Genomic DNA, 21,029 nt, shown 5'->3' on the forward strand with positions numbered 1-21,029 from the left:
CCCGAAGTCCGTTTCGGAATGTGCGCAGAAGTCCAGATGCTTTCCGGGAGGTGGAGTCCGATGGCACGGCCAAAAGGGAGCCGAATTTTCTTCAAATATTTGATATCCTATATAACCATTCTTCTATTGCCGATCTCGATTATGTCTTTTGTCGTATATCACTTCTTTGTCGGAAAGCTTCAGGAAGAAGTCATTGCCGGCAACTTGAACATTCTGGATAAAGTCAGATATGTGATGGACGATCAGCTCAAGAGGGTGGAAGATACAACGTATCAAATAATGTTGAAGGAAAACCATCTGTCCCAGTACCGCGCTTCGGACGATCCCGGTTATAAAGCGTGGGGGATCGTAAATGAGCTGAAACGTTACTACACGGTCAATCCGTTCATCGATGAAATATGGTTGTATTACCGCGGCGAGTCTTCGGTTTATACCAGCAACAGCGTATATTCTCTCTCCATGCTATCGAAACAGATTTATCAATTCGATAATTGGACGCAGGATGAGATCGTTAACGACCTCAATACGCTGGAGGCGCCGATCGTGCGGTCCCCTTCCAAAAATGTATTGAACCATAAACGGCTGGTGCCGATATTAATTCCGATTCTTCCGCATAAAGACAAGCCGTACGCGACGCTTGTGTATTTGATAAGGGAAAGCTCCATTCAGAAAGTATTGTCCAGTCATGTGCATACGGGCGGTTCGACTTGGGTTCTGGATCAAAATGACCGCATCGTTACCGGAGTAGGAGGAAACGCCGGCGACCAACAGGAGGTTATATCTTCCCTTGTCGCCGAACATCGGTTCGATACTTATCGCAAGGTCTTCTTCGGGGAAGAAGAGCATTATTTGTTTATGGTCCAGTCGGAACAGACCGGTTGGAAATTCGTTACGCTGCTTCCCGTTCGTCTCGTGCTGGACAAAGTACGGCAGGCGCAGCAAATATTTCAGTACGGAATTACCTTTGTCTTATTATCGGGCGGGCTGTTCATCTTCTTTAGCATGCGTTGGAACTACCGGCCGATTCACCAGTTGAAGCTGGAAACGGAACGAATTCTGCCTTCCGAAGCGAAGTCCATGAACGAGCTGGAGACGGTCCGTTACGCATTAAACTCTTTAGCCCGGCAAAACCGGGAGCTCAATGAGCGAATGAAAGCCCATGCGGATGCCGCGAAGAAGCAGTGGCTGCTTTCTCTGTTAAAGGGGGACCTCGCCTCCGCCGAAGAGTTGAAGGACAGCGGGGAACAAGCCGATTTTCCGGATGAGGGTTCCTTGTTCCGGGTCGCCGTCGTCGAATTTCCGGGGGAGAAGGGTGAGTGGCGTATGACGGCGCAGGCGATCGAACGGCTGCTGCCCGACGAAATGCTGGGATACGGTATCCAGCATATCGATATCAACCGGTATATTTTACTTATGATTTTGGACAATCGTTCCGATCGGAATTTCATTGCGGGCATGGACCGTTTCCGGGAAGCATTGCGCGATGCGATTACCGGACCGGTTACGATCGGCGTCGGATCATGCTCCGGCATCTCCGACATTCCCCGTTCTTACCTGGAAGCCATTACGGCGATCGATTACCGGTTCATCCAAGGGAACGACCGTACGATTTATTTCGAGGAGATCCCGCAAAATAAGATGGAGCATGAAGTGTATCCGTACCAGGAGTTGGAGCAGTTAAGGAACTCGATTCGATCCGGGAAAGCCTCAAGCGTGGAAACCGGCATTAACGCTATAGTGACGGCGATCCGGACGAAACAGCCTCCTCTGATCGTGGTGAGGGCGCTTTGCTTCGAGATCATTCGAACAGTCAATGAGGCAAGGGGAGAGTTGGGATTGAATGAAGGAGAGGGATCCGGATATCCGGATATATTCTCTTTGGAGCGGTTTGAAACGATGGACGCCTTCGAGCAGCTGATTAGAACGATATGCCTCGACTTATGCGAGTCGCTAAAAGCGGCATCAGGCCCGGACGCGGAAATCCCGCGCTCGTTGGAGAACATAATCCAACATATTGAGGCGAACTATCGCAGCTGCGATTTTTCCTTTCAAAACATGGCCCGAGAGTTTGGAATGGCGCTTCCGAATATGAGCTCTTATTTTAAAGAACGGACCGGTTATACGCTTCTGGAATATACCACGAACCTTCGGATGGAAACGGCGAAACGGTTGCTGCTGACCGAAGATATAACGTTACAAAAGATTGCGGAGGAAGTGGGATATTACAATGTTTCCAGCTTTATTCGGCGGTTCAAGCAAGTTACGGGCGTGACGCCGAAGGAATACCGCACGCGGCGGCAAGCCGGGTTGAACACGCAAGCGGGCGGTTGACGGAATTATTGAGAACGGAGCCATGCGAATGTGCAGGTTCCGTTTTTTCGTTCAAAGCTCTTGAGGATTTCTGAAATTTATTATATTATAAATTTATCGATAAACTAATTAATAATTATATTAATCAGTTTATCGGTTGTAAGTAATTATGAATACAAAGGGGGGGGGGCGAGGGAACGGGTCATTTTATAGTTCGTTGATTTGGATGCGCTTTCAATTGAACTTTGTAAAATGAGAGGAGTACATAGGATGGGTAAATCGCAGAGGTTAATTGTTATTATGTTAATATTTTTGTTAACTATGCCGGTTAATGTAAGCGGCAATTCGGAGAGCTCGCAGAGCCCGCCAAGCGAAAACAGCAACAAGCCGCACCTTGACTACCAAGGAGAAGCGCCAATGTTCCAAAATGTTTCCGTTCACGACCCTTCGATCGTTAAAGACGGCGATACCTATTACGTGTTCGGTTCGCATATCGAAGCCGCCAAATCGACGGATTTAATGAGCTGGACGAAATTCACCAACGCCTACACGACGCCCGGCAATGTCATCTACGGAGATTTATCGAAAAATTTGGCCGGTTCATTCGCTTGGGCAGGAGAGAACGATTCCGACAGCAAGGGCGGATTTGCCGTATGGGCTCCCGATGTTTTCTGGAATAAAGATTACATTAACGAGGATGGCACCAAGGGTGCGTATATGATTTACTACAGCGCATCTTCCACGTACATCCGCTCCGCGATCGGTTTCGCGGTGTCGCAAAACATCGAAGGCCCGTATACGTATGCAGACACCGTCGTATATTCCGGCTTCACCAGAGATACCGCTTATGACAACAATAGCGTTATAGATAAGAAATGGACGAATACGAATATTCAAAAGCTGATCGATAACGGCGGGTTGACTGGACCAAACTCCAACTGGTTCAACAGCAACGGCTCATACAACAACCAGACGTTCCCGAACGCCATCGATGCCAATCTGTTCTACGACAAGGACGGAAAGCTGTGGATGACATACGGTTCTTGGTCCGGCGGTATTTTCATTCTGGAAATCGATAAAATGACCGGCAAACCGATATATCCGGGCATGGACGGAACGACGGCTGACGGCAGACTGATCGACCGCTATTTCGGGACGAAAATTTCAGGCGGATTCTACAAATCGGGCGAAGGTCCGTATGTCATCTATGATAAAACGACAGGCTACTATTACTTATTTGTAACGTACGGGTGGTTGGGCGCCGACGGCGGCTACAATATGAGGGTGTTCCGTTCGACGAACCCGGACGGTCCTTATCTGGACGCAATGGATCAGAACGCCGTCCTGCCCGGTAATGTCGATCATTCTCCATACGGCAACAAACTGATGGGCAATTTCCTGTTTGATAGAAAAGTAGGGGACCCGGGCACCGGAATCGGCTACGGTTATTTATCTCCCGGACATAATTCGGCGTTTATCGAACCGGAAACGGGCCGGCGGTTCTTGGTGTTCCACACGCGCTTCCCGCAAACCGGCGAATTTCACGAGGTTCGTGTTCACCAGATGTTTATGAACAGCGAAGGCTGGCCGGTCGTCGCGCCATACCGTTATGCCGGAGAAACGCTGGAAAAAGTGAATAGAGTAGATTTGGTCGGTTTATACAAATTTATTAACCATGGAAAAGATACTTCGGCAAATATCCATAAATCCGTATTCATCCGTTTGGAACAGGACGGAATCATTTCGGGCGGTGTGAACGGCACATGGGAAAAGGCCGGCCATAACCAAGCGTTACTCACGGTGGATGGAGTTACTTATAACGGAGTGTTTTTGCGTCAATGGGATCCGGTGTCGGAGCGCTACGTGTTGACTTTCACGGCGGTGTCGAAGGACGGAGTGTCCGTTTGGGGAAGTAAGCAGCTTGATAAACCGGATGCGGAAATCGTGGCTGACATTGTAAACGATTTGGATCTCGGCGACACGGACAACGTCATTGCCAATTTGACGCTCCCGACCGAAGGTGCGCAGCAAGCGGTCATTACATGGACGACTTCGGATCCGAACGTTGTGACGGAGACGGGAGTAATCAGCAGGCCGGCGGCCGGTTCCGAGAAGGTGACAGCCGTTCTTACCGCGACAATAACAAAAGGCGATGCGACGGCGACAAAAAGCTTTACCATTACCGTGCTGCCATACAAGAACGCCGGATTGACGGCTCATTACGCATTTGAAGATAACCTAAATGACACTGCCGGCAATTTTGGTACAGGTACCGTAACCGGCGATCGAATTAACAATGAAGGCGGCACAATTACGTATTCGGACGGCAAGAGCGGCAAAGCCGCAGCGTTCGACGGAGCATCCGGCGTACGCTTGCCGAACGGTCTTATTACAAGCAACTCGTATTCCGTGTCGCTGTGGGTAAAGCCCGAACAATTAACGATGTTTACGACGACTTTCTTTGGGGCTAGAGACAGCAACAACTGGGTAAGCCTCGTGCCGTCGGGGCCGGTAGGCGGGCAGACGATGGTTTGGTCGGGAAGCGCTTGGTACGATGCGGTTACGGGCATGACCATCAAGACCGGCGAATGGACACACTTGGCTTTCTCCGTCGATAACGGTACGATCATTGTTTATGTTAACGGAGAGCAAAAGTTTACAGGAACCAATTTCCCGAATGTTTTCACTACGGTTGATTCCAACTTTAGCTTAGCGGTTAACTGGTGGGATACGCCATTCAAAGGTTTAATCGACGAGCTGCGCGTTTACGAAGGAGCGCTGACTCCTGCGCAAGTGGCGGAATTGGCACAGTAGACCGGGTATTTCCCGGCAGCGCGCCATGAAAGAACAGATCGTACGGTCGATCCGTACGATCTGTTCTTTTAATAACTCATTTAGATTTTAAATATTTTGCAAGGTAAATCGTATTTGCAGGATTTAAATTTGGAAGATCGCCCACATCAAAATAACGTACCTCATGTGACTCGGTTGAATCGCTCACCAATTCTCCACTGTAATCATTGCAAAGATACATTGCTGTTTCTGAATAAAGTTCATCTCCATTTATAAGTTTTATGTAAAGTTCTGGACCAGAAAGTAGCTCCAACATGGTTAAACGGTTTATGATTAACCCAGTTTCCTCGTATACTTCCCTATAATACTGCACCAACTAAAATTAAACATCTTGTTCCAACTAATGAACGTAATTCTCGAATATACTCGCTCATACAGTCATCCCCTAAACGGAGCGGGGCGCCTGACGGCGTTAAGCTATCGTACCCGTAATTAACTTGACTCTTGCAAAAATACTGTCGAGCGATTGATGTAACTTATTGCAATTTTGTCGTATGCCAAATGAAAAGAGGTGCACGGATACAAGCTTGGATGACGTGACCATCCTCCGCTTCTATGGCGTGCGCTGGCGTATCGAAACGGGATACCGGTACTTCAAAGAGTTGTTGGGCTTTGACCATTATCAACTGTGGTCGTTTCATGCCATCGAGCGGTTCTGGGTCATCCAGTTTCTAACCCAAAACTTTCTGGAACTGTAGCGGGTCGAATGGTCAACACCGACGCCCCGCTGACGCTTGGCGATGTAGTAAGGCGAATTCGGCAGGAGCATTTCGGACAACTGATCGTCTACGTTTATGAACAAGCTCTGGCGAAAACACCGCTTTTCGACATCTTAGAGCGATTAAAGATCACAGCTTAACTGTATTAACCAAATTTCACGCTACCCGTCTGCCTTTTTTCGCTATGCAAACTGATTTTTGCAAGAGTCAAGTATTTTAGTTGAAACAAGGCCGCGACATAAGAGATGATGTACTTGAAGCTGATCATTTGGAGGACTTAAATTATGTTGAGGGTCGCAATGGGAACATTATATAAAAATTCGTTCCGAATAAAACTGCTTTTCTCGTATTGGCTGATTATCTTGATTCCAATGTTGTCGGCGTTCCTCATTTTCGGATTGAATTTATATAACCAGACCAAAAGCAGTTACGAGACCATATTGAACCAATACAGCGACAGAGCAAATATTAGTCTCGATGATTTTATTTCAAACGTAACGCGAAATACATTCTTTTATATCACAAACAGCAGCTTGACGAAAATCATCGAAAAACCGTACGTTCAGAACGCCATGGAATTTTACGAAGATAACATCATGATGCAAAGAGCGATGGATCAAATCGTTTTAATGAACGGCAACATAACAGGCGTAACGATCTCGGCCTTTAACGGAAAGGTCTACAGCAGTGCGGGCGCCAATCCCTCGTATATGAACCGTTTATTGCAAACCGTATCGAAATCGGAACTTTACAAGGGAAAAGCACTGGTGACCGCCCCGTACACAGGAAGCAATAACTACAACAAACAGGTATCGATCATCCGCTATTTATTTGACCTCGATACAAACAAGCAAAGCAAGGAAGGATATGTAAAGATAGACGTAAAATTTCAAACGATTGAAACCATGTTGGGCGGCATTTCAGATTCAAATATGGACATTGGAACGATTGTTGTAGCGGATCGGGATGTTATTTATCTTTCGGAAAATCAAACGGTGGAACGTCAAGATGTACTGAACGTTTTGCCGCGGCTGGCGGAAGCGGGCGATCGGGGCAACAAAGCGGTTCACATGAAAATCAAAAACGAACACTTTCTCCTGTCCGTCAAGAAAATGAAATCGACCGATTGGCTCATGGTGCATTTTATTCCGGAAAATATTATCAAAGCGGCATTTCAAAGAAGTATTATGAATTATGCGCTGACCAGTATCCTATCGCTATTCTTTGCTTTTATTCTTGCCGTGATGTTGTCCAGATACTTTTTCAAGCCGATTCACCGGGTTCGAAAAGCGATGAAGTTGGTCGATTCGGGCACGCTGGAGCCTATCGCGGACGATGACAACAGACAGGATGAACTCGGGCAATTGGTGCAAAGTTATAATGCGATGATTCGTCGATTGCGTACGAGCAGGGAAACGGAGATGAAAGCGGTTCGTCTGCAAAAAAAGGCGGAGTTGACGATGCTTCAATCCCAAATCAATCCGCATTTCTTATATAACACCCTAAACGTGATTCACTCGATTTCCGAGCTTCACCGAATCGGGGAAATTTCCATCATGGCGAAAAGTCTTGCAAGCCTGTACCGTTATAACCTGAAAAGCAAGGATATCGTCACGATCGGCAGTGAATTGGAACAGATCAAAAATTATATCAACATTCAAAAAATCCGCTTCGTCGACAAGGTGGAGGTCATTTATGACATTGAGGAAGACGTCCTGCAGTACCGGATATTAAAATTCCTCATCCAGCCGATTGTTGAAAATTCGTTTTATCACGGACTGGAAAGGAAAGAAGGGAAAGGAAGGATAACGATATCCGCCGCGAAAGCCGGACATTCGATCCTCATTCGTGTCGCAGACGACGGGGCGGGGATGAGCGAACAAAAAGCAAGGGAGTTGATCGCTTCGCTCGAGGACTGGGAATCGGGGAACGAAGAGGAATCGAAAACGAATTTCGGACTTCGCAATGTAAGCGCGAGAATCAGGCATTTTTATGGAAATGACTGCTGGCTAAGAGTTCATAGTAAGCTGAAAGAAGGAACTCGCGTGGAAATCAAAATTCCGGCCGAAACGGAGATGACCGAACATGAATATCGTGATCGCTGACGATGAATATTATGCAAGAAAAGCGCTCGCCCAAATGATTCAAGATTGGGATTCTTCGCTGACGGTGATTGAAGCCAGGAATGGGGAAGAAGCGCTGGCCAGATTGGAAAGCGGACAGATCGATCTGGTATTTACCGATATTCGCATGCCGCTGCTCGACGGCCTTCAATTGTCATCCCTTCTCTATGAGCGTTATCCCCAGGTGACCAACGTAATTATCAGCGGGTACGACGATTTCAAATACGCTCAGGAGGCCATTGTCTACAACGTGAAGCAATACCTTCTAAAACCCGTTGAAAAAAACGAAATCGTCTCCGTATTGGAACAGGCAAAAACCCGATCGAAAGCCTGGTCGGTCCTTCAGCTTAAAGAAAAGATCAGTTCGCTGTTTCATGAAGAGTCGGATGCGAGTCCAGAAGCAATCGGATTGCCCCCCGTTCATTCGTTTGCGTCCGCAGTCTTGCAAACAAGGGAAGATCATTTTACATCCCTTGACGAAATCGTCTCCGAAGTTTTCTCCGATCATCGTTTCTTTCATTTTCATCTGAAGGAAAAACGATTCTCTCGCATGTCTATCGTTCTGTTGGTCGCCTCGGACAGTTCAGTGGCAGACAAGCTATGGTCAAACGGAAGCCTGTTTAGGCAGGCCGCGAAGAAGTATTCGAAAAAAACGGGTGATGAATTATCGGTCGGGATCAGCGGGATTCATCAGCAATTGCCGGCATTGCCCGAGTCATATCGGGAAGCCAAAAACGCGATATTATATCGAATTCTTGATGAAGGAAAGAATGTTTATCATTATGAGGAAACCAAGAAAAAGTTCAATACCCGTCCGAACATGACGGACGATATGCTACATCCGCTTTATAACAAAATCATCCGGAACCAGATCGCGGAATCCAAAGCGATGATCGATCATCTGTTCCGAATCGTCGTCGAGCATAAACTATCCGTTTACACACTGAACGACATTTGTCATAAGTTGGTCACCATCTTGAATACCGTCATCGAGTCGACGGATCGCGAATCCGGCAAGGCTATGTCCTACTTGGAGCCTATCAACCTATTCCAATTTCATCGTTTGGAGCATGTAGTCGAATATTTTGACAACGTTTTGGTTGATGTGGCCAAGATGGTCGAGAATTTCAAGCCGAAAGCGGATATGATCCATGAAATTAAAGCATATGTGGAACGGAATTACCAACATAACATCAAACTGGAGGATATAGCCAAAAACCTCTTTTACGCAGACCCTTCCCATCTAAGCAAGCAGTTTACAAAAAGATACGGCATCAGTTTTTCGCAATATCTGATTTCGGTCCGCTTGAACCATGCCCGGAAGATGCTGGAGTTCGGCGGTGCCCTTTCCGTTTCGGAAGTCGCGAGAGCCGTCGGTTTTAACGATTACTCTTATTTTATTCAAATGTACAAGAAGCATTTCGGGGAAACCCCGGGCAAGCATAAGAGAAGCCTTGCAGGTGAATGACCAAAATTCTCATGTCCAGATGCCCATGAAACTTATATATGCCGAGCGGCAATTATTTTAGGATAAGAGGTGAAAATCGAAAAAATTAAAGGGGAGTGTTAAAGTTGAACAGCAGAAAAAACAGGGTGTTGGCTTCAATTGTCTTGATCGCGCTTATATTGGTAATGTCGGCCTGCGGTGGAAACGGTTCCAACAGCAGTGACCAGAATAATGTAAGCGATTCCGCGAACAGCACGGGCAGTGCTCCGAACGACAGCGGCCAAAAAGTTACCTTGGAATTCTTTCAGATGAAATCAGAAGTTGTAAAAATGGTAGACGACCTCATTCAGAAATTCGAACAAGCCAATCCCAATATTGACATCAATCAAAATAATGTGCCGGACGGACCGTCCGTATGGCAAATGAGGATCGCTACCAATGACGCGCCGCCCCTCTTCACTCATTTTGCGCATATGCCGGCATTCAGACAGGCGGCGGCAAACGGTTACATGGCCGATTTGACAAACGAGCCGTTTATGCAGAGAGCCGAAGAAAGTGTTTTGAAGCAAGGTGTGGAAATGAACGGAAAAAATTATTTGATGCCAATCGCTCTTGCGACTTTAGGGGTTTATTATAACGTCGACATTTTCAATCAATTAGGGCTCAGCGTTCCCACCACGTATGACGAGTTGATTCAGGTATCCGAAAAGATTAAAGCCGCCGGCATTACGCCGTTCCTCTTTCCGGACAAGGGTGTGCGCCAAGTAAGACAAGCGGCTGAGGCCACATTGGGACTGGATGTGCCTGACGTTAACCAGGTTTTTACGGATGTGCTCAACGGGAAATCGCATATGACCGATCATCCGGGTATTCGCAGATGGGCCGAGAAAATGGTCGAGATCAGGAAGTACGGTCAGAAGGATACGGTGGGATTGTCACCGGATGACGCTGTGCGGGAGTTTGCCAGCGGCAAGTCCGCCATGTATTTTCAAGGCATTTGGTCCATCGTTCCGATCAAACAGAGCAACCCGAATTTGAAATTCGATATATTTCCGTTTCCCGCCGATAAAGCCGAAGACACCAAAGTTTCATTTATTGTTGACACGGCGATCGGGATTTCGAGCAGCGCCATAAATTCGGATGATGCGAAAAAATTTATTGATTTCATGAGCTCGCCCGAAAATGTTCAGGTTTACGTAGACGAAACCCAGTTTATGTCGGCCGTTAAGGGCGTGAATAATAACACGGCAGAAATTAACCGGCTTTCGGATCTCGTCAAAGCGGGGAAAACGTTCCCGTTTGTCGAAACGGTATTCCCGAAAGCGTCGATGCAGGATGATTTGGCCCAGGCTGCGCAAAAATTGATCGTAACCAAAGATGTGGACGGATTTATAAAGCAGCTTGACGCGGCGTTTTACAATAAAGCGAATCAATAACGGATTGCAAAACAAAAGGTCCTGTTCCTTTGTTGCCAGGGCCTTTTTCTATGGAGGGATACGAGATGGAGGCCATATTAAAAAACAGGTTGAATTCCGGTCGTTTGACGTTTGTTCTGTTGACGCTCCCGGCGGCGGTTCTTTACGCCATCTTTTTCGTTTACCCGGTTGTCTCGGGCTTTTTTTACAGTTTTACGGATTGGGACGGGATATCCGGCGCCTATCGTTTCATTGGGTTGGACAACTACATTCATATCTTGCAGGATCACCGTTTTCTTCATGCTCTCGGCTTTACCTTATATTATACGGGTCTTTCGGTGGTTCTACTGGCAGTTGTATCTTTGGGCGCCGCTCTTCTCTTGAATGGAAATATCAGGTTTAAAGCGTTCATACGCTCCGTTTACTTCTTTCCGGCTGTCTTGAGCTTGGTAACTGTGGGTTCCATTTTTAACCAGTTTTTTTATGCCGCTCTGCCCAGTATCGGTGAGTTCTTGGGGATCGGGTGGTTGTCCCAAAATATACTGTCGAATCCGCATACGGCTATCTATGGGATTGTGGCGGCCAACCTGTGGCAAGGATTCGCCGTACCGATGGTTATCTTCATGGCAGGACTGTCCGGCGTTCCAAAGGACATGCATGAGGCGGCCACGATTGATGGGGCCGGTCCTTTTCAACGCTTTTTCTATGTTACGATCCCCTTTCTGATCCCGATGTTAATCGTCAATCTGGTCATCCTGACGAAACACGGCTTGATGGTTTTTGACCTTATTGTGCTAATGACGGACGGCGGTCCGGTTCAATCGACCGAATCGATTGGCATTCTAATCTATAAACATGGATTTCAAAACCTGAAATTCGGTTACGGAACCGCAGAGTCCATTTTTACGTTTTTCATCATGGCCGTTGTATCCATTGTTCAAATCCGGATATTGAACCGGAAGGGGGTCGGACAACAGTGATCGCAAAACAAATGGGTCAAATGGCGAAGTATGCGGTACTGGCCGCCGGTATGATCGTCATCTTGATTCCCGTCTATGTGACGTTGTCGACAGCGCTGAAAACCCCGCACCAGTCGGCCATCAGCTTTTTTTCGCCGCCTTCCGGCCTTTATCTTGGGAATTTTTACGAGATTGTAAATTCTACGAAGTTTTGGACTTATCTAATGAATTCCGTCATGATAACCGTGATTTCCGTTGCGCTGATGCTGGTTGTCGTTCCGATGGTTTCTTATGCCATATCCAGAAACGCCAAAAGTAAATATTATGTTTTTCTCTATTTCATCATCTTGTCCGGCATTTTCGTTCCGTTTCAGGTGATTATGCTGCCGATGGCCAAACAAATGGCTGCGCTCGATTTATTGAACCGAAGCGGGTTGATTATTATGCATGTTACGTATGCGTTGACGCAAGGAACCTTTTTATGCGTCGGTTATCTGAAGAGCATCCCTTTGGAACTCGACGAAGCTGCCAAAATCGACGGGTGCGGCGTTTGGAAAATATTCACCAGAATTATTTATCGGCTGATGACGCCCATTTTGGCTACCTTTCTCATATTGAAAAGTCTGTTTGTATGGAACGACTTTATTTTTTCGTTGATCATACTGAACCGAAGCAATGAGTTTTGGACGCTTCCTTTATATATTTATAATTTCAAGACTGAATACAGTTTTAATTATAATTTGGCGTTTGCCGGTTTCTTTATGTCAATGGTGCCGATCTTGATCGTATATGCGCTGACTCAGCGTTTCATCATCACCGGATTGACGGAAGGGGCTTTGAAACATTAATGAAACAGATCCAAACCGATGTATTGGTGATTGGCGGAGGCACAGCCGGAGTTATGGCTGCCATTGCGGCGGCAGAGGAAGGAGCCGGCGTCGTGATGCTGGAAAGGGACAACGCTTTAGGCGGCGTGGGCGTCCGGGCGGGGGTTCACTTTTACTATTATGGCAGTCATGGAGGCGTGCAGAAGGAGGTGGATCGTTCGACGGTCTTATTGAGCAAGCGGTTGGGGAACAAGGCCCTCGGATTTCATCCCGAGATGAAAGGGATGGCGATCGAACAACGCATCGCCGGTCTGGACATCCGGGTCATCTATGAAGCGATCGTTGCCGAAATGGCCATGGAAGGGAATCTGGTGCGGGGGGCGATCGTCGAGAGCGAAAGCGAGAGCCTGAAGATCGAGGCTCGGGTGACGGTCGATTGTACGGGTGACGGCGATGCCGCCTATTTGGCCGGAGCCGAATACACGCTCGGTAGGGAGTGGGACGGGTGTCAACACGCCTATTCGCTTGTGCCTCGTTTTGTGGATGAACATAACCAGCTTCGATCCAAAAATTATGATGTCGGCTGGATGGATGCCACCGATGTCGTTGATGTTTCGCGCGCATACCGTATCGGACGCCAGTATGCTTGGCGAGGTGCTGAGACCCCCGAGAACACGCATTATACGGTGGTCGGTCCTCAATTGGGCGTGCGGGAAGGACGAAGAATCATCGGAGAATATGTGCTGCATCAGGACGATTTGCTGCTCGATAAACGATTTGACGATGTGGTCATGCGCTGTTATGCGCACCATGAGAACCATGCGTTCGATTACGCCAATGAAAGCGATTTGTCTCAGATCTGGATCGAAGTATTGGGAAAATGGAAATTGATGTTCGGCGGCGATGTTCCTTACCGCTGCCTGGTTCCCAAACGGATAGACGGTCTGTTGATCGGATGCCGGGCTCTTTCGGCGGATCGTGATTGCGGGATGATGCTGCGGATGCAGCGGGACATGCAGAAGATCGGAGAAGTCGCCGGCGCGGCCGCTGCCTTGAGCGTAAAAGAAGGCGTTCTTCCCAGGCAGCTCGACGTGCGCAGACTGCAAGAAAGACTGATCGCAAGAGGCGTGATCGGCAAGGCGGATCTCTCCAGAGAAAGTTCTCCGTGGCTGCTTTTTGAAGGGGAGACGAAGGAGGATCGGCAACGTCCTCTGCGGGATGGAATTACAGATGAGGATATAAAACAATGCATAGCTTACCTGGGAGGCTCGCAAGAGGATACGGCCTTATGGTGGTTGTGGCAATTCGGGGATCGGTGCGTACCTCTTTTGTTGGAAGTTTTGCGGACCACAGCAGGCAGACAGCAGCGGGGTGTGGCGTTTGCGCTGGGCTTGTTGAAACATCCGGCTGGTGTGCCCTATCTGGTCGAGACATTTCGAAGAAGGGATAACGATAGACCGAATACGTTAGCTCATACCGAGGAACGTTGGGTCGCCGCGCTTATCCTGCTGCGCCGTATGGGGGACCCTTCCGTTGCCCGGGATGTCCTTGATTTATTGAGCAGGGAACGAAAAAGTACGCTCATTTTATTATTGCTTCATTATTTAATCGCGGTTGCGGAGAAGATGACCCCCGAACAAAAACGGAAAACCGCGGCATCCGTCGGTTCAATGCTGGCAGATCAGGATTTGGGGAACGATTATTTGCATTACGGATCGGGAGATACCATTCCGGCGTTGCCGGAAACGAGATCGATCAAGTGGAGCATTGAATTGACGGCCGCCTATTTGCTGGAAGTTGCCGGCGGCGGCGGACAACCGATATTTGAACGTTATTTTCGGGACGAACGCGGTTATGTTCGGGGGGCTGCCGCTGCCATTTTTGCACGCCTGTCTGAAACGAAAGGGGAAACGCAAACGTGACGGCACGATTAGAAAAAAACGCAGATGGAATTTTGCCGCGTATGCTGGGTATCTATGATGCGGTTGTAGCGGGCGGGGGAGTGGCAGGAGTCGCTGCCGCGCGGACGATAGCGGCGGAAGGATGGCGCGTTGCGATCATTGAACCGACAGGGACACTTGGACGTGAAATTGTGCGGGCGCGCAACCTTTTTGTCCGATTGTCCCGATATGCGGGTATGTCGCCAACCATCGCGGAATTTTACGAATGTCTTCGTCAGCGCAAGGGCTGGTTTGACGGCGTGGTGGATCCGAACGTGGCGGCTTTGGCTTTCGACGACCTGATGAGCCGGTACCGGGTACAGGTGTTGTTTCACGTATGGCCTTCGAACTTATTGAAAGAAGGGCAAGTGGTAACCGGAATCGAAGCGGCGACCAAAGGCGGGTACGTTCGCATGAAAACTCCGCGGGTGCTGGATGCTTCTGTCTCCGGCAAACTCGGTAAGTTTTGGTTTGAGAGTCGACCGAATGACAAAAAAGGTTCAGTGCTTCATTTGATCTACAACGGAGTAACCGGTGAATGTCCTTCCGAAAGGCTGTTCTTGATGCCGGAAATCGGAGACATGAAGGTCATCTGCAGACCGACCCACTGGAAGAGTGAATGGAGGATATCTCTGATCCTGGAAATCAATGCAACGAGAGCGGAATGGTTCGGCCTTTTAGTTGATTTGTTGCCTCGTCTGCAAGACGAGATTACGGAACTTAAGAACGGTGTGCTCGCATATGTTGCCGATGACGTATGGAACGTCCCCGACTTACGGATCTCTACGAACTCCAAAGACGATCATATTGTCGGATACCTGGAGGATACCGCTGGAAAACCATTTGCCCTCCGGCAAAGGATGCTGGGTGATCCGGCTATAATCGACGGTCTGACGCTCGCCGGAACCTGGTTGGACGGGTTGCCGTTCGATCTCTGCCAGGAAGAAACCTCAATCGTCAATGCATTCAGGCTCGGCGATTTCGTCGGGGCTTCACTGACTCGACAGAAGACTTGAAAAGGAATCGACAGTGCAAATCGCCAAACCGCATTGGATAATCAAGCCGTCGGAGTTTTGTTTACCAGCACACCTCCAACGTGTAAAGAGATTGTACCATAAAATCCCATATTTTAAACTTATTTATGTTACGGGTTGCTGAACTATGCTGCCCGGTAATTGATGAAAGCACAACACAAATGTTCTGTGATCAAAATACTATAGTTATATTTCAGTAGATGAGTTAAGGGGAGAGTGCGCGCAAGGATATAGACCGCCTGCTCCTCTTTTCCGATACCTCTCCGACTTCATGCTTCTAAAATAGGGAAAGTACTGAAACTAGGGACATTGTATGCAAGAGGAGATAAGAGATCAGGCGCTCTGAAACTTGGAGAGAGAGAGGTAAGGAGCAAGAGGCTGAAATCAGGGGCATGTGAACGAATACGAATAGTGTAGCACGGGGACAGTATCGAAAAAAGAGGATCAGAATGCTTGAACGTCGTATGTCGTACGGAGTGATAGCCAGCTGATCAAAGTTCGAATCAATTTTCCAATGGGGCAAAACATTATGTTTTTGCGATAATCAAATTGACTCCGGCGTCGTCCAGCGTCTTGTTCATGTCCGGAGAAGGCACCGAATCTGTAATAATGATGTCGATCTTATCAAATGGACATACACGATAAAACAAGTCCTTACCGAACTTGCTCGAATCGGCCAATAAGATCACCTGGTTGGCTCGGCGGATCATCTCCATCTTCATATACGCATCCTCCACCGTAGTGGAGAACACGCCTTCGGCATTTAAGGCGCAGGCGCCGAGAAATAGTTTGTTTACCTTTAGATGGGACAGCATTTCGAGCGTGCGCGGACCGAATGTATAACGGTGCCATGTATGAAATTCACCGCCCAATAAGTGAATAGCTATGTTTTCTTTATTGCTCAGCGTCGACGCGATATCGATGGAATTGGTAACCGCGACGTTGTTTTTTGTGTTCAGAAATTCGGCGACATATTGCACCGTGGTGCTCGTATCAAACAGAAGATAATCGCCGTCGTTGATCAAAGAGGCAGCCTTCATTGCGATAAGCCGTTTCGATTCCAAGTTGGAATGCCGCTCCCGGTAACTGGGTACGTTGTTCGCGAATGTCGGCAGCATGGCGCCGCCTCGGATGCGCACGATCTGATTGTTCTGTTCCATCTTGACCAGATCGCGTCTTGCCGTATCGTACGATACCCCATATAAGGAACAAATATCTTCTAGAGTTATCTTCAGATTGATTTTCATATATTCCAAGATTCGTTGGATTCTTTCGTCTTGACTCATCTTTCCGTGCCCCCGCAATTCAATGTCTGAGTTCATTGTATCATAAGTTTAGTTTTAATACTTATCGATATGGGGTAGATTTAAGTGAAATAATTAATTTCTGTTGACAAATGTGCGTCCATAAAATATTATTTGTGCACAATCATAAGCGAGATAAATACATATCGCCCTCTTTCGGAAGGAGATTACAAGGATGAGACGACTGTTATGGGTCGGATGTTTATCTTACCTGTTGATCGGTTTGGCCCATGTGGTGATGGGATCGGTATTGGAAGAACTTCTGCGGCATTTCGGCAGGGACTATAGCGACGGCGGTCAACTGATCTTCGCACAGTTTTTCGGCTTCTTGATCGGGGTTTTGACTACTCCTTGGTGGGCGGGGCGCATCGGACGAAGGGGGACGATCTTGCTGGCGCTGGGTGCGTTGACTTTGGGAGAAATCGTATACAGCTTCCTGCCCGCGTGGGAATGGATGCTGGCCGCAGCGCCGGTTGCCGGCTTCGGGTTTGGGATGGTGGAGGCCGCGATAGGATCGTTGATAATCGGATTTTTCCATGAGAACAAAGCGGTCGCCATGAGCCGGTTGGAAGTGTTCTTCGGAATCGGGGCGTTCGTGATGCCCGCCGCAGGCAGTCTGTTAATCGCGATGGGAATTTGGAAAATATCGTTTCCGATCCTGGCGGGAGTGTCGTTTGCCGTATTGCTGCTCTGGTGGTTCACCTCATTCGGCGCAATGAATAACGTACTAACCAAGCAAAATGAGGAAGCGGGGGCCGTTACAGAACACGGAACACAGGCTGCGATATCTCCGTACCGCTATGGGAGCCGGGGCTTGCCGTTATTGTTATTGATGGTGGTTTTCTTCGTGCTTTACGTAGGTATTGAGATGAGCTTGGTTAATTTTTTGCCTTCCATCCTTATTGAACATTCGGGAATGAGCAGTGCGCTTGGGACGTTGGGAGTCACTTTCTTTTGGGGTGCGATGGTTGCCGGCCGCTTAATCGCCGGGAATCTGGCTGAAAGAATGGGCTACGGACGATATTTGCTGATTCACGGTATCGGTTCGCTGCTGGTTTTGGCGTTAATCCCATTCTTCTCCGGAGTGGCGGTAAGCTATTTGTTGATTTTCGGCCTCGGTCTGTTGATGGCGGGGATATTCGCCATCGGGTTGATTTTTACCAATCATCTGCTGCCGGGTACAGCCGAACGTACGACAAGCTTGCTTATCGCGGCCGGAGGCCTCGGAGGAGCGCTGCTTCCTCTGTTGACCGGGGAGGTAATGAATTCGTATCGATCGGAAATAACACTATGGACGATGGTGCTGTTCATGGCCGCCATGATGTCCATGCTGGTCGTCTCGATTTTGTATTCGAAGAGAATCGCGAACGTTCCGTCCCGTCATGGAACCTAATTCTTTGAGACCGGAGGTACGATGGCGAACGTTCTTTTTAAAGGTACTCGGGTTTACTCCGTACCACTTCCGAAATTGGTTAATGAAGTGGTTATAGTTTTGAAAGCCGACATCGTAAGCGGCTTCGGCGGCGCTTCGGCCGGTATGCTCCAACAGCAAAGCGGCTTGCCGGATGCGCATTTTATTTAAAGAATCGATAACCGAAAGCCCGGTGTATTCTTTAAACATATGGGACAACCGGGAAGGAGACAGTCCGACGGATTTGGCCAAAGCGTCGATCCGTACGGACTGCCGCATATTTTGCGAAAGGTAATGCAAAGCCTCTTCGATCCGGGGGTCGAGTTTTTGGTTTCGTCTTTGCGCAAGAAGCATAAGTATTTCCCGCAGCGCTTCGAGACAAAGCTCGTGCCAATATTCGCCTCTTTCCCTAGAATCGGAAATGATTCTTCGGAACGCTCTGTAAGCCCGCTTTCGCACCGAGCCGGTTTCAAACGTTTGAATCGAAAGCTCCTCGACGGGCAATAGCTTCTCTTCGATGTGACGGGACGAGAAGTGCGCCCACACAAAATTCCACGATTGATTTTTTTCGGTTCCATACACATGAGGCGTGCCTGGCTTCAATAATGAAACGTCCCCGCCGGAGCATATTTTCTTGCCTCCCGGGGTTACAAAATATCCTTGTCCGGACAAGGTGAATGCGATCAACCAATCGTCCATCCCTTGAGGGCGGCTGGTAATATACGTATCATCCGTTTGAAAATGCCCCGCAATGACAATTCCATACGCTTTTCCGTCGAACTGCGACGGGAGATCGATTCTGTCCATAACACCCTCCATGCTGCCGTTATCGCGGACAACCTTCGGTTGCCTCTTGCTGCATCTCTAGCAGTTTCATAATAACGCACTTGGTTGAATAATATCCAGAGGATAGCAGAATTGTGTGATTAATTAGCATGATTGTTACTGTCACTTCTTTTCGCGTGCTCCTATACTTGAAATATACAATTTCGAAAGGAGCTAAGAAAATGTCGCATTCACTTCTCACTCTGTCCGCGGAGCAAAAAAGACAGTTTGAAACCGAAGGTTACCTCGTCGTGAAGGGGTTGTATTCCAAGGTGCAGCTGGAGGAAATCGGCCAAACATTCGAAGAGATCGGCAAACAGACGATACCGGGGTACTTTGAGCCGGATATGAGCGCAGGAGCGGCTGATCCGTTAAAGCGCTATCCCCGCGTCATGCATCCGCACCGCTTTAACGACACAGCGAAAAAATATATGCTGCACCGCCCCGTATTGGCGGTCTTGGAAGATTTATACGGGGAGCAGCCGCTCGCTGCGCAAAGCATGTTCTATTACAAACCGCCGGGTGCCAGAGGACAGGCGCTGCATCAGGATAATTTTTACTTGAAGGTCGAGCCTGGAAATTGCATTGCCGCATGGACGGCCATCGATGCGGCCGACGAAGAAAACGGCGGATTGTTGGTGGTGCCGAAAACGAACGATTATGAGATCGTTTGTCCGGAATATGCCGACGCGAAGGAATCGTTCACGACGCATTACGTCAAGCCGCCTAAGGATCAGAAAGCGGTTCCGGTCAATATGGAGCCGGGCGACGTACTGTTCTTTAATGGAAATTTAATTCACGGCTCTTACCGCAATAAGACGAAGGACCGGTTCAGAAGAGCGTTCATCTGCCACTATGCCAACGAATCCGCGACGCACATCGGCAAGCATTATCAACCGCTGTACCGGGCGGACGGTTCCGAAATAAAGTTGATCGACAACCCTGACGGAGGACCTTGCGGTGTTGAATTCGAATCGTTCTATCCCCATTGACCGAATCGCTCCGAGGCTGGAAGTGTACATGTCCTGGTGGGGCATGACCGGTCTTGAAGGAAACGAGAAGGAACGCAGTTTGGAGGAAAAGGTGGAAAAAATCGCGGAAGCGGGGTTTGACGGCATTAACGGTTTTATCCCGTCTCCGGAGGAGGAGAAGACTTGGAACCGGCTGTTGGACCGGTACGGACTAAGCTTGAGCGTGAACGCGTACCCCAGAACGGTTGCGGATATGGCTCAATTTCTAGAACGGGCGAAGGCATACGGGCGCGTCCAACATATCAATGTCCAGGTGATGGCGCCGTTCGTGGTGGATGAAAGTGCCGTGTCGCTGCTTCGCGATCTCGACCGTTTATCCCGGCAAGCGGGGATTCCCGCGTATATTGAAACGCATCGGGGAACGATCACGCAGGATTTGATAAGGACCGTCTCTTATGCCGAACGCTTCGACGCGCTAAGGCTTACGATCGATTTATCCCATTACGTCGTGGCCGGCGAGATGCACACGGTGTCGGAAGAAGCCGAGGCGCTGATCCAGAGGCTGCTTCGGCATACGCATGCATTTCATGCAAGGGTGTCGAACGGAGAGCAGGTGCAAGTGGACGTGGGGGAACACGGGGAGCACCCGATGATGCGTCACTTCGAACGCTGGTGGAGGAGCGGGATGGTTCACTGGTCGGCCTCCGCCGGATCTGGCGACGTGTTGCCGTTTGTTTGCGAGCTCGGCCCGCCGCCTTACGCCATTACCGTCGATGAATATTCGGGCCGAAAGCATGAAATAAGCGACCGCTGGAGCCAATCGCTTTACTTTATGAATGCGGCCCGCTCAATGTGGTCGCAATTACAATAACGATCCAAACAGCCTAGTAA

General features: G+C 48.6%; 16 protein-coding genes. 13 read left to right on the forward strand and 3 right to left on the reverse strand.

All coding sequences use genetic code 11. The features are described 5' to 3' along the window. Positions 1-60 precede the first annotated feature (60 nt). A complete protein-coding gene (locus JET16_RS10785; RefSeq protein WP_199615852.1) occupies positions 61-2,331 on the forward strand; it encodes a helix-turn-helix domain-containing protein in 2,271 nt (756 codons plus the stop codon). A gap of 300 nt (positions 2,332-2,631) precedes the next feature. Continuing rightward, entirely contained in the window at positions 2,632-5,124 is a 2,493-nt protein-coding gene (locus JET16_RS10790; protein ID WP_407673128.1) for a LamG-like jellyroll fold domain-containing protein, read from the forward strand. Positions 5,125-5,200: 76 nt separating this feature from the next. Here the strand turns inward: JET16_RS10790 and JET16_RS10795 are convergent, their stop codons facing one another. Continuing rightward, positions 5,201-5,476 (reverse strand): NUDIX domain-containing protein, encoded by a 276-nt coding sequence (locus JET16_RS10795; protein WP_325176673.1) that lies wholly within the window; start codon positions 5,474-5,476, stop codon positions 5,201-5,203. A gap of 214 nt (positions 5,477-5,690) precedes the next feature. Here JET16_RS10795 and JET16_RS10800 point away from each other — a divergent pair, with 214 nt between their 5' ends. The 8 genes from JET16_RS10800 (at position 5,691) to JET16_RS10835 (ending at position 15,609) form a co-directional block, all read left to right on the forward strand. After that, positions 5,691-5,861 (forward strand): transposase, encoded by a 171-nt coding sequence (locus tag JET16_RS10800; protein WP_199615854.1) that lies wholly within the window; start codon positions 5,691-5,693, stop codon positions 5,859-5,861. 305 nt (positions 5,862-6,166) lie between these two features. Then, positions 6,167-7,987, forward strand: a complete 1,821-nt coding sequence (locus tag JET16_RS10805; RefSeq protein ID WP_199615855.1) for a sensor histidine kinase — start codon at positions 6,167-6,169, stop codon at positions 7,985-7,987. Continuing rightward, positions 7,968-9,473 carry a response regulator gene (locus JET16_RS10810; protein ID WP_199615856.1) on the forward strand — a complete coding sequence of 502 codons (1,506 nt, stop codon included), beginning with the start codon at positions 7,968-7,970 and terminating at the stop codon, positions 9,471-9,473. The genes JET16_RS10805 and JET16_RS10810 overlap by 20 nt, the downstream gene beginning before the upstream one ends. Before the next feature lie 104 nt (positions 9,474-9,577). Further along, on the forward strand, positions 9,578-10,888 hold the full coding sequence (locus JET16_RS10815; protein WP_199615857.1) for an ABC transporter substrate-binding protein: 1,311 nt from the start codon (positions 9,578-9,580) through the stop codon (positions 10,886-10,888). 65 nt (positions 10,889-10,953) lie between these two features. Beyond that, on the forward strand, positions 10,954-11,847 hold the full coding sequence (locus JET16_RS10820) for a carbohydrate ABC transporter permease (RefSeq protein ID WP_199615858.1): 894 nt from the start codon (positions 10,954-10,956) through the stop codon (positions 11,845-11,847). Beyond that, a complete protein-coding gene (locus JET16_RS10825; protein WP_325176668.1) occupies positions 11,844-12,674 on the forward strand; it encodes a carbohydrate ABC transporter permease in 831 nt (276 codons plus the stop codon). Before JET16_RS10820 ends, JET16_RS10825 begins: the two co-directional genes overlap by 4 nt. Further along, positions 12,674-14,575 (forward strand): FAD-dependent oxidoreductase, encoded by a 1,902-nt coding sequence (locus JET16_RS10830; RefSeq protein ID WP_199615859.1) that lies wholly within the window; start codon positions 12,674-12,676, stop codon positions 14,573-14,575. Before JET16_RS10825 ends, JET16_RS10830 begins: the two co-directional genes overlap by 1 nt. Beyond that, a complete protein-coding gene (locus JET16_RS10835; protein ID WP_199615860.1) occupies positions 14,572-15,609 on the forward strand; it encodes an FAD-dependent oxidoreductase in 1,038 nt (345 codons plus the stop codon). The genes JET16_RS10830 and JET16_RS10835 overlap by 4 nt, the downstream gene beginning before the upstream one ends. A 545-nt stretch (positions 15,610-16,154) precedes the next feature. Here JET16_RS10835 and JET16_RS10840 read toward each other — a convergent pair. After that, the gene (locus tag JET16_RS10840) at positions 16,155-16,913 is read right to left on the reverse strand and encodes a DeoR/GlpR family DNA-binding transcription regulator (RefSeq protein WP_199615861.1); all 759 of its coding nucleotides are present in this window, start codon (positions 16,911-16,913) and stop codon (positions 16,155-16,157) included. A gap of 193 nt (positions 16,914-17,106) precedes the next feature. On the opposite strand from JET16_RS10840, the gene JET16_RS10845 reads away from it, so the two are divergent. Continuing rightward, entirely contained in the window at positions 17,107-18,324 is a 1,218-nt protein-coding gene (locus JET16_RS10845; RefSeq protein ID WP_199615862.1) for an MFS transporter, read from the forward strand. Here JET16_RS10845 and JET16_RS10850 read toward each other — a convergent pair. Next, complete coding sequence (locus JET16_RS10850; protein WP_199615863.1) at positions 18,220-19,149, reverse strand: helix-turn-helix domain-containing protein; 930 nt, start codon at positions 19,147-19,149, stop codon at positions 18,220-18,222. The genes JET16_RS10845 and JET16_RS10850 overlap by 105 nt on opposite strands. Positions 19,150-19,349: 200 nt before the next feature. Between JET16_RS10850 and JET16_RS10855 the strand changes: the two genes are divergently transcribed. Together JET16_RS10855 and JET16_RS10860 are read left to right on the forward strand one after the other, a co-directional pair. Then, the gene (locus tag JET16_RS10855; protein WP_199615864.1) at positions 19,350-20,159 is read left to right on the forward strand and encodes a phytanoyl-CoA dioxygenase family protein; all 810 of its coding nucleotides are present in this window, start codon (positions 19,350-19,352) and stop codon (positions 20,157-20,159) included. Next, complete coding sequence (locus JET16_RS10860) at positions 20,128-21,009, forward strand: sugar phosphate isomerase/epimerase family protein (RefSeq protein ID WP_325176669.1); 882 nt, start codon at positions 20,128-20,130, stop codon at positions 21,007-21,009. Before JET16_RS10855 ends, JET16_RS10860 begins: the two co-directional genes overlap by 32 nt. The last annotated feature ends 20 nt before the right edge of the window (positions 21,010-21,029 follow it).

The organism is Paenibacillus alkalitolerans (genome assembly GCF_016482785.1).
Classification (GTDB): Bacteria; Bacillota; Bacilli; order Paenibacillales; family YIM-B00363; genus Paenibacillus_AE; species Paenibacillus_AE alkalitolerans.